This window comes from Segetibacter aerophilus (assembly GCF_007991655.1).
GTDB lineage: Bacteria > Bacteroidota > Bacteroidia > Chitinophagales > Chitinophagaceae > Segetibacter > Segetibacter aerophilus.
Genome location: NZ_BJYT01000051.1, coordinates 1 through 10,910 on the forward strand (window position 1 = coordinate 1; position 10,910 = coordinate 10,910).

At 36.7% G+C, this 10,910-nt stretch carries 10 protein-coding genes and 1 pseudogene; 3 read left to right on the top strand and 8 right to left on the bottom strand.

The features are described 5' to 3' along the window. Positions 1-133: 133 nt before the first annotated feature. Both SAE01_RS24005 and SAE01_RS24010 read left to right on the top strand, forming a co-directional pair. A complete protein-coding gene (locus SAE01_RS24005) occupies positions 134-496 on the top strand; it encodes a hypothetical protein (RefSeq protein WP_147206382.1) in 363 nt (120 codons plus the stop codon). A gap of 407 nt (positions 497-903) precedes the next feature. Further along, positions 904-1,413 carry a DUF1648 domain-containing protein gene (locus tag SAE01_RS24010; RefSeq protein ID WP_147206383.1) on the top strand — a complete coding sequence of 170 codons (510 nt, stop codon included), beginning with the start codon at positions 904-906 and terminating at the stop codon, positions 1,411-1,413. Positions 1,414-2,186: 773 nt separating this feature from the next. Here the strand turns inward: SAE01_RS24010 and SAE01_RS24020 are convergent. Further along, a complete protein-coding gene (locus SAE01_RS24020; RefSeq protein WP_147206384.1) occupies positions 2,187-2,780 on the bottom strand; it encodes a DJ-1/PfpI family protein in 594 nt (197 codons plus the stop codon). A 337-nt stretch (positions 2,781-3,117) separates the two neighbouring features. Here SAE01_RS24020 and SAE01_RS24025 point away from each other — a divergent pair, with 337 nt between their 5' ends. Then, on the top strand, positions 3,118-3,489 hold the full coding sequence (locus SAE01_RS24025) for a hypothetical protein (protein WP_147206385.1): 372 nt from the start codon (positions 3,118-3,120) through the stop codon (positions 3,487-3,489). A 126-nt stretch (positions 3,490-3,615) separates the two neighbouring features. Here SAE01_RS24025 and SAE01_RS24030 read toward each other — a convergent pair whose 3' ends face one another. The 7 genes and pseudogenes from SAE01_RS24030 to SAE01_RS24060 form a co-directional block, all read right to left on the bottom strand. Continuing rightward, on the bottom strand, positions 3,616-4,323 hold the full coding sequence (locus SAE01_RS24030) for a DUF421 domain-containing protein (RefSeq protein ID WP_147206386.1): 708 nt from the start codon (positions 4,321-4,323) through the stop codon (positions 3,616-3,618). Positions 4,324-4,851: 528 nt separating this feature from the next. Continuing rightward, a pseudogene (locus tag SAE01_RS24035) lies at positions 4,852-5,513 on the bottom strand (IS6 family transposase). Between the two features lie 851 nt (positions 5,514-6,364). Next, positions 6,365-7,654 carry a YihY/virulence factor BrkB family protein gene (locus SAE01_RS24040; RefSeq protein ID WP_147206387.1) on the bottom strand — a complete coding sequence of 430 codons (1,290 nt, stop codon included), beginning with the start codon at positions 7,652-7,654 and terminating at the stop codon, positions 6,365-6,367. 396 nt (positions 7,655-8,050) lie between these two features. Further along, complete coding sequence (locus SAE01_RS24045) at positions 8,051-8,539, bottom strand: BON domain-containing protein (protein ID WP_147206388.1); 489 nt, start codon at positions 8,537-8,539, stop codon at positions 8,051-8,053. 83 nt (positions 8,540-8,622) lie between these two features. After that, positions 8,623-9,546 (bottom strand): DUF2382 domain-containing protein, encoded by a 924-nt coding sequence (locus tag SAE01_RS24050; RefSeq protein WP_246113328.1) that lies wholly within the window; start codon positions 9,544-9,546, stop codon positions 8,623-8,625. 76 nt (positions 9,547-9,622) lie between these two features. After that, positions 9,623-10,267, bottom strand: coding sequence for an OmpA family protein (locus SAE01_RS24055; protein ID WP_147206389.1), 645 nt, complete (start codon positions 10,265-10,267; stop codon positions 9,623-9,625). Positions 10,268-10,434: 167 nt separating this feature from the next. Then, the coding region (locus SAE01_RS24060) for a YsnF/AvaK domain-containing protein (RefSeq protein WP_147206390.1) at positions 10,435-10,910 on the bottom strand (476 nt) is incomplete at its 5' end.

Genomic DNA, 10,910 nt, shown 5'->3' on the forward strand with positions numbered 1-10,910 from the left:
GTCTCCATGAAAGCGCTAATCTTTGTTAAAATTACTAATATGACTTAAAGTAAAAATCTTAGGCAAACTTTTGCACCATTTTACTTTTGTTAAGTTGTACAATATTTTAATATCAAATCATGCAAAATAATTTATGAAAAAACCACATCTGCTATTAGTCTTACTTTCTATAGCGCTCTTTTATTCTTCATGCACCAAGGAAAGGCTTTCACTCACACAAGCGGAATTGACCGCTGGAGAAATACAAAACGTAATTAATTCTCAGCAATTAAAGAGGGTGGTGGCAGTTGCTTACAACGAAACCTTTCCAAATAGTTTTCCCAGTTCCGTGGGCACGACTTTTTCTTTTTCTAATGGATTTATTACCATTTCTGGATACTCGCGGTCTTTTAATTTGACCTATTTGAAGGCCTACGAGGTGGCAAATGTTGTTATCAGTGATAATAATCCTAGTTCTCCTACTTCATCTCGTACATTAGTGCTACACTTCCAATAAAGTTGACAATATAGTATAACACGAGTATATATAATATTGCCGCTAGACATTGAGCATTCAACTAGAAATCGCTTTTTTGCTTTTGGGGTTAGTTGAAGCTGACGTTTTTCAATTGCCACAACTTCATAAAGACTTTTATATTAGCGGCTAATCATAAAAACGACGACCCAACACATCAAGCATCTTTATCGCTTTGTCAAAATGTTTCTCCATCTTTTAAAAGAAAGTATATATTAGTGTTAACACCAAAACTAAAAAGAGGATACCGTGAGAATGCAACGAATTGCACCAGGCCCGACTTTAGTAATTTGGCCATAAAGCTTTCGCAATTACAATATTTATTTAAGTTGCGTCTATTAAATGGTTGTGATCATGCAACTTGACGCTTCGTAAAATTTTATACCGCTATGGAAGCAAAGCCTAAAATAAAAATAGAGCTTACTATAGTCGACAAAATTCTGGAGAACGTGTCTTTATCTATACTTGTACTTTTATGGGTAGGGACGATTATTTTCTTTTCAAAATTGCCGGAGCAGATACCCAGCCACTATAATGCAGCAGGATTAGCAGATGATTTTAGCGGAAAGACACACATTTTTATACTTCCAATTATTGCAACCGTCATTTATGTTGGAATGACAATTCTTAATAAACATCCGCACATCTACAATTATCCAGCGATAGTTACGCAAGAAAATGCAGCACGGTTGTACACTTCTGCAGCAAAACTCCTAAGAGTACTAAAGATGGCGGTGATTATCATTTTTAGTGGTATTGTGTTCATGACCTATCAGACAGCACTAACAAATGGTGAGGGATTAGGAGCATGGTTTCTTCCCCTTGCCGTAGGGCTAATGATACTTCCTAACATCTTCTACTTATTTAATTCACCTAATTCTAAACAAATATCCCAGTGACAAGCACGAACCCACAACATTGTTTTGCTGCAATAGGCACTGAAGAATATGTTTTCAACTCATTATCTTTAAACTACACCAACAAACTATTTTAGGAGAAAGTCAGCTTTGGTAAAAGTGCTGCCAAGTCAATTAGCTCCCGCGAAATTGGTATAGTAAAGGTCAGTGTAAGAAAAATCGGGCGAGACGAAGTTGTTATTTCTCCTTCAAAAGTTCCACCCTTCAACACCTTCTCTTAATATTCTAATATAATTAGATACTAAAGCATTTTTCTCGTGTGGAAGGTTGACCTTAATGGAATAAGTTTATATACCCATCTTTGTACAGTAGCATGATCAACTGTTACTCCCGTGATTGACAATAACTCCTCTACATCTCGATAACTTAAGCTAAATTTTAAATTTAAATATACTGCCTGTAGAATAACGTCTTCCGGGAAGCAATGACCTTTAAACCTCTTATAAAGTGACTCCTTAGCTTGATAGAGCAAACAAGTGCGACAAAACCACTATCTAAATCGATAATATTTTACCCGGCATTCCACCATAAAGCTTTTTTAAACTCCCCCAATAGTATCTCATCTTCAAATACATGCGAGGTAAAAGATACCCAATTTATGATGCATAATTAATTCCTGCTTTTTGTTGACTGCATATGTTGAAAACGATTTTATCGCAAAAGAAGCCCAAAAACATCATGACGGTTTTTTGCCGTTTTGCCTTTGCCAATCTTCCTTGGGCTGCCCGTTTTGTAGTGCATACTATGGCCCGAAGTTATTGTTCATAAAAATTATCATCATTCATATTCTCGGTCCAATTATATTCTATTTCAAAAGCGACCTTTCGAGCAAAATCAATTCCATGAATATCACTAAGAAAACCTAATGACATGTCTATGCCTGCACTTACACCGGCAGAAGTATAAAACTTTTCATCTTTTGTCCAACGTGCTTTCCTAATCCATTTAACGTTTTCCCCTTGCGCGGCGGCCCAATCAAAAGCCTTTTTATTTGATGTTGCTACTCGCCCGTCTAACATTCCCGTCTTTGCCAACAGTCCGCTCCCTGTACAGACAGTCATAACAAATTTACTAAGGCCGACAACTTCTTTAATTTTGTCGATTAGTTGCATGTTAGTTACTTCCTTCCTGGTGCCATGACCGCCCGGTATAATAAGTATTTCAATTTTATTTTTTACATCATCAATTTTCTTAGTTTCAATGGCAACGCCATGTTCATTATTTATACGACCACCAAAAAGTGAGCAGAATAGAATTTTATATTGATGTTTGAGGCGGCCAAATATTTCCACCGGCCCAAATACATCAAGTGTTTCAAAGTCTTGAAATAATAAAAATGTAACATTCATCTGTTGCCTTTTTAGTTGCCAAAGCAATTATCACGTATAACTCTACCAAATAATTCTCCTTTTGCTCCTTCTCGTCGTAGGATAGCCACCTTGGAAAGCGGCTTACGAATAGTTTTAAATATTAACTGGATCAGTTCCAACCAAACACCTGAATATGTAGTAGAAACGCATCCATGCAATGCTTTCGGTTTTCCTACTTAATAATGATTGTCACTATAGGGGAATCTGCATCTTTCGCTTTTTGTCCTTCGCTAACTTTTACGCTTCTTCCCCAGTCATTAAATTGCAAGATTAAGAAATATAAAAAGGATTAAGGATATACCATAAAAAACAAAAAATGATACAATCAATTGATTTGAGAATTGGAAACTGGGTTGAAATCACAGGAAAGGGGTTTGTGCAAATAGTCAATGGACAAAGCATCGATACTCTTACCTTAAGCGGAGCAAACCCTATTCCAATTACACATTCTTTGCTACTCGCTTTCGGTTTTATTCAACGAGGCGAGTCGGAATTGTATGATTTGAAAGGAAGCAACTTTACTTATCATTTAGGAGTTAGAAGAGTAACAATATTTCATCCTGGCAATGCTTTCTGGCATTGGTTAGGCTCACACATTGACCATGTTCACCAAATCCAAAACTTATACTATTGTTTAATTGGTCGAGACCTTGTATTAAATTCTAATACAATTATAAATAGGTACTAATGTTTGTTGATAAAAAGATATTGTTTATCCTACTAACATTAAAATTGACAAGTAAATAGTTTGACAAAGTGGGTTATTAATAACTTAAGCAATTATGAAGTTAGACCTCCGCTTTTCAACCTATTTTTAAGGAACACGCTTTCTATTACTTGATTTTACCCATTCTAATTTTTTACAAGAGGGACAGCTATGAGAGGCAGCGGGATCTAGCTTTTCAGTGTAGCCGCAAAAAGAGCAGGAATATGTATCTGCATGATGAATAACACGACTATTTCCTTTTAGAGAATTTGGCATAATCGGCAATCCTAATTTCACCTTTTCATCGGGATAATAAAAAATACTCATAGTGCCAGAGGTTTCCACAATTGCTTCTTCAATCTGCCCTAGTTGCGATACTCCATGAATACGCAACTCTGCAAAAAATTCATCTTCGCTTAATCCTTCCTTCTTAAAATTCTCGATAGCGAAAACTCCATTTTTGATAAGGCATACTGCTTTACCTTCTATTAAGCCCTCTACCTTTTTGCTCTTTGCAATGACACGGGTCACAAAAGTATACAGCGCCACTACCATACAAAAAACAACCAAAGCAGGCAGGATGCCTACATCCTTGTAAAACATTGGATCTCCTGCTGCAGAGCCCAACCCAATAATAACAACGAGCTCGAACACCGAAAGTTGTTTTACTCCACGCTTTCCGAGCAAACGCAGAGCAACAAGAATTATGATAAACATTATGATAGTCCGGAGTAAAGTCTCGAAAAGGAATACCCACTCCTCGCTACCCATCAAAAAGTTTTTTATATTGAAGCCAAACAGGGAAAGTACATGCATGGGACTAAGTTACAGTGTTAGTGATAGATAATAAAGTAGGGCATTGTCGCCCTTACTTTGGATAAAGCCATTTGTATTCGTGACCTAAAACACTAGGCTCAACCTTTAGGTTAATAAGAGCAATTTGATAAAAAGGTTTTAGCCGAAGCTTTCCATCTTTCAACTGAGGTTTGCATAAAGATTTGCTTTATATGTCAGTGATACTACAATGTTAAGTACCTATTGCAATTCGTTTCATCCATCCTCTAACTAATACTTACAAGTTTTATTCTTTTCCTTAATCCTGTTTCGACCAAAGGACAGAAGCTCTAAAGCTTTACATAGACTCAACTTTCGCTGCTTTTGCTATTAATAACACTACCTCACATTCGGCCACAACAAAAGCATATTTGGCTGCTTCCGCTCTTTCTAGTAATTGCATTTTTGCATCAACAAAAAAGCGAAATATGAAAATTATTCTTACAGGTACATTGGAGGTTCTGTCGCATCTATTCTTAGCAAGGCAAGTTATTAGTAGCAGCTGCTGGATCAAGCGGCTAGTGAACAAAAGGTTTCAAAATAGTTAGCCTTAGGAAAGACTACTTGTTCCTTTTTAATCATTCTTACTATTTCTATTCCTGTTAGTGTTCGTGATGCTGATTCGAAATTCTTAAATCCTAACATACCTTGAGTTCGCCATTTTATAAATCGTTGATCTCCTTCTACCCTATTATTAAGATACTTACATTGCCTAATTCTTATTCTCTTTAAACGTCTCTTATTGTAGGTTCTGATTGCTTGCCTGTTCAATCCACTCTTATCAATATCAATCACCTTCGGACAGCCATCATTACTAATTGCCTTTCGCAAAAACTTATGTGCGGCAAGCTTATTTCTTCTTTTGGTTAATAGAAAATCTACAGTATTTTCTGCCTTATCAACAGCTCTATACAAAAACATCCACTCCCCTTTTACCTTAAAATAAGTTTCATCCATCCTCCAGCTATTAGTTATTGATTTCTTTCTCTTAGTAAAAACTTTTTCAACTGATGGAGTAAATTTGTATACCCATCTTTGTACTGTAGCATGATCTACTGCTACTCCCTGAGAGATAATAACTCCTCTATATCCCGATGACTTAAGCTAAATCTTAATTTAAAATTGACAGCTTGCAGAATAATCTTTTTAGGGAAGCAATGACCTTTGAATATTTTATAACGTTAGTCCCTAGGTGTTTTAATTTAAGCAGGTGCGACAGAACCAGGCAGCCTTACAATAAACAAAAAATTAGTAAAGTACTCTTATGTTTCACCTTATTTCCAATGGCGTACAGCCTAAGTAGGATGAAGTTGTGGCATTTGAAAAAGTCAGAGCAATTAACCGCAACGCAAAATAGGGACTTTCAACGTCCACTTTGCGATTTTTTTAACATACTGCCAAGCGCATACATTATCTCCGAAAGTCAAACCCTATATCCTATTCATATTTCTCTACCTTCGATTTCTTAGTACATGAAGCAGTTACTGTTACTCAAGCATCTGGGAGTCATTACTCAGGGACTTTTTCTTTTCCTACTTAGGGCCCTGCTGCTACAGTAGAAATAATAGATGGTGTCTTTAACATATTCGTCTAATTCTTTAATTCATTAGCAGCAGATTTTGTTGTCATCACAAGAAAACTACTATCGCATTTCGTAAAAGTCAAATTACAAGCAGTTCTTTTGCCTTACCAATACTTACTCCTTAAAAATTTCACCGTCTGCAAACTGTAGTATCCTTGCTCACTTACTATTTTGCTGCACTTGCAATAGGTGTATCAAACCCCGGGTTAGAGTAGGGTTAGGGTTAACGCTACTACGAAATCTATTTTGGAAGAATTCATAAAAATTATTTGTAGCTACTCCTATAGTTTATATAATTGGTCCTTTCTTATACTAGCTGCGACAGACCCAATAACTTACCTAATAGTGTACTACACCCTTTAAAAGTCCTCTTGCTGGGCGGTGGCTTTCCTAACCGCTATTAATATTGGTAAAGCTGTCCTTTAACGTGAAATCAGAAAATTAATAATCTTTTTGCTCCAGCTTTTTAAGCAAATCTTCTGCCCCTTCTTTGGCCGTGATATATATATTTCTGATCGTATTGACCTTTTCTTTAGCGCTAGATACCATGCTTTTTCTGCTCCGGATCACCTGAGTATTTGTTTCTTTCCTTTTTCTAGTCACAAAACCAATTATTACAGCTGTAGAAGATGCTGCTAATATGCTAAATACAACTTTTTTTGATTTTCCAGTTTCTGGTTCTACATTATAATAATTATTACGATTCACTTTTGACATTCGGGCTATTTGTGTTCCTTCTTCGATTAAGACAGTAGGAGCTTTTTTTGTTGCTTCTGTTTTTTGAGTAACATCCGTCTCATTTGTTGCCTGCACAGATTGATCTCCGTTTTCAACCTCCACAACTTTTGTTGTAACTGCATATTCGTCCGGATGAATTTCTGCACCATATTTTAAGGCGTAAGATTTTGTAAATTCTGCTCCAAAGTAAAGGATGATGGATGAATAATAAACCCAGATTAATAATACTACGAGCGATCCTGCAGTTCCATAAGTACTTCCTATGTTGCTTTTGCTTATATAAATTGAAATTCCAAATCTTCCTACCATGAAGAGCAGACTGGTGGCAATAGCACCAGCAAAAACATCTCTCCATTTTATCTTTGCATCCGGCAGTACTTTAAAAATAACGGCGAAAATTAGGGCCGTAACAATAAGCGTAATTAGTATATTGATTAAAGTAAAGATGACTATAGTAACATCAGGAAAATAAGCCTTTAAATGATCACTTAATCCATCTATTAAAGCTGTTACTCCTAACGAAACCAGTAAAAGAAAGCCAAGACTCGCGATAACAGAAAAAGACAAAAATCTGTTTTGAAGCATCTTCAGCCATCCTTTTTTAGGCTTTGGTTTTAATCCCCAAATGGTGTTGATGGAGTCTTGTATTTCTGCAAATACTGTAGTTGCGCCAATTAAAAGCGTTATGCTCCCAATAATTACAGCTAGTCTGCTCTTGCCGGTGAGAGATGCGTTTTTAATTATTTCCTGCATCTGAGCTGCAGTATCAGCACCCACAAAGTTTTTCAATTGGCCGTAAATCTGTCCTTCAACAGCTTCCCTACCCAAAAAAATACCACATAATGATATAACCATTATTAATAAAGGAGCGAGGGAAAAAACAGTGTAATAAGCAAGTGAACCTGCCATCTTCGTAATTTTATCTTCACCCATACCTTTAAAAGAACTTTTGAGAACATCCCACATTCCGACAAATGACAGCTTCCCTTTCATATGATACTTTTTAAGTAACTGTAGCAAAAACGTAACCACCAGAAGAACACGAATAAGTAAGACTTTTGTGATGAGCTAGAAAATCCAAATTGAAGTTGAAAAAGGTAGAAACAAGTTAGTTTTGTAACTCTAAAGCATTGCAGGAGCCTCGAAGGTCAGAACAATTTAAGGCGCTTCACAAACTCTCCTATGCTCGACAAATACCTCCGCCTTAGCATATCTACTGCTATTGCCGAAAATAGATGAGGTCTTCAATTAAAACATTTATATCTGCTATGTAATAGTAGGACAACATACTTTCAGTTATTGTAGTAGACGAAACAGGTTATTTTTTTAGACGCGGAGGAAAAAATACCAAAAATTAAATTTCGTAATCTATTAATACTACCGGTTCTACTATTCAGCCACCAACTGATTATCTATTCGTCTGGGTCGCAAACCGTTTAAGTCCAACATCAATTGTTGTAAATCATCTTTATCAACATTACCCCTAAGTGTTATAATCCCGTTGTCCACCTGTGCCTGTACCCGTTTGTATTTTTTAAGAATCTTAGCTGCTCCATCCCTCAGATCATTATCTGCCGTGAAGTCTACTTTGCCGGTGACTGTTATGTTATTAATAACATCTTTTACGTCATCAATCCTCTCAACCGCTTTTTCTGCTCTTTCCCTATCTCTCTCGGTTTTACAATTTCCAATTAAAGTTACCACGCCTTTAGAAACGGTTGCACTTACGCTCTGCAGCTCCTGATTAGTCTGGGTTATTGAAGAAATTTTAGTTTGTATAGCAGCATCGTTGTTTCCGCCACCGCATGCTACAGTAATAAAGCTTATAAAAATAAAAGTCAAGACAGATGAGAAATAAGCACGTTTTAAATTCTTCATACCATTAATTTTAAATGTCGTATTGAAAATAAAAGAGTAGCTGTTACGCTACTCTTTACTTGAATTCTTATTAATTATAATTTTTATTTATCGATGTCCGTGCTTCCTAAATTCTCCACTTGCACATCAGTTTTTCTTACCGTATCGCTAATTGTTTCCTCCCGCTCGGTTACTTCTTTATTTAGAGAAACTTCTTCAACAATACGTGCTTCCTTGTGAGTTACAGGCAGCTCTTCTTTTGCTTCCATTTCTATGGCTTTCTCGTGGATGTCTCCTTCTGAAGCTGGTCTGTCTACAGGTGTCCTTTCAACAGTTACCTTTTCCTGCTTTAGATTGATGTCCTCACTTACCTTTTGCTCTACAATTCTTGAACGAAGCCTTACGCCCCCATTTTCAACTTCCCTCTTACCTACTTCCAGGTTTTCCTCTATTACTGGAAGTGTTGTATTTTCACTTGTAATGTTACTTGTATTTTCCCCAGCAGTCTGATTACCCAAATTATTGCTTAGCCTATTCCTGTTGCGGTACAAATTATCTTCATTGAAGTGTTCATGATTATAGAAGTCTTCATTCTTCCCAAAATTGTTTGACGTTATAGCTGCTGCCCCAAATCCTGCTGCGCCAAGACTTGCAAAAGCATTTCTAACTTTGTTTTCTGTTTCTATGCCGACATCGTCTTTTTTATATTCAGGGAGTGATTGCAAATGTCCGGCGGTAACGCCAGGTAAAATTACATCATCATTTTTATCATGAAGTTGTGCAATTCCAATAGGGACTAATACATGTCTCGTTTCAAGATCGAGAACATTTCCTTCAAGATCTACTACTATATAACGGACTTTTCTTGATTGTGCATCAAATAAAAGTTCGTCTACTTCACCTATTCTTTTTCCAGTTTCATCTTTTATATCCCAGCCCTTAATATTGGGTTGACCATCTGCTATTTCAAAATCACTTCCACCTAACTCCTGCAGACGCTGATTGGTATTTTCATTATTTGTTGACATGATTGACTTTTTTAGAGGCTTGAATTAAAGCCGGTGATTAAGAATTACGTTACCCTTTGTTATCTATCATCTATTGTTATTGTCCACTTTGAGCTCCTTTTGCAACTATTTCAACCCTTCTGTTTTGTTGTCGGCCTTCACTTGTTGCATTAGAAGCTACTGGTTGTGCTTCCCCAATAGGATGTAGAGATATACGACCTTCATCTACTTTTCCATTTTTTACTAGCCAGCTGCGAACAGATGCTGCGCGTTGCTCTGCTAATTGTTTATTTGCAGCAGCGTCGCCTGTAGCATCAGTGTATCCATATATCCGAACCTCGCCCCCGGAATAACGTTTAGCGATTGACGCCGAAATTTGCTGTAAGTTCTGCTCCGCGGCACTTCGTATATCAGACTTGCCTTTATCAAAAAGAATGTTTTCGCCGACTCCATAAATTCCATAATTATTGTTGCCTCTTACGTTAATGTTTGAGTCCGTGATTTCTTCATAGTTAGCACGAGGACCATTGAAATCAATATCATCCCATGAAGAAGATGCCGCTGAAGCCGTTGCGGAAGTAGAAGCACTATCCGAGCTCATAGCAGTTGTAGTGTTAGTATCTCCTTCATTTTTACCACATCCCTTAAATAAGAAAAATAACAACGCAAGAAGTCCCAGCGCTAAAAGTAACCATGGGAGTATAGAACCTTTTTTCTTTGGTTGAACATCTAAATTTGCCATAATGATGAGTTGTTTGAAATAGTTTTGAGACTATTAGTTGTATTAAAAATGAGATGAAACTAGTAATGCATTTTTGTAAAAAGGATGAAGAAGCCTATTACTTAAGGTACTAAACAAAAAGAGGAGGTTTTTTTTATTAAAACCGCCTCTTTCTTGCACTAATCATTTTAGTAATTCTTGTTTGACTGGTCACTTAAATCATTCTTCTCGAGATCGGTAACATCAACCTCAGTTTTCCTGACTGTATCGCTGATTGTTTCATTTCTTTCACTAACATCCTTGTTTAAACTTACTTCTTCTACTACACGTGCCTGCTTGTTTACTACAGGTACTTCTTTCCGTTCAATCATTTCAATGTTTTTTTCATCAAATGCATTGAAATCTGCTTCTGTAGCAGGTCTGTCTACCCTGTTTCTTTCTACATTCACTCGCTCTTCCTTTAAACGCACTGATTCTTCTACAGGTCGCTCTATTATACGGCTGCGTAGTCTGACTCCTCCTGATCTAACTTCACGTTTTCCTACCTCGAGGTTTTCTTCTATTATTGGAATTTTTGTTTCCTCATTAGAAGCTGAGACCTCTGTACTAAGAGTACTAATTGTATTACTTCTGTCGCCGAAAGTGTCAGACGAACCAGTAAGGT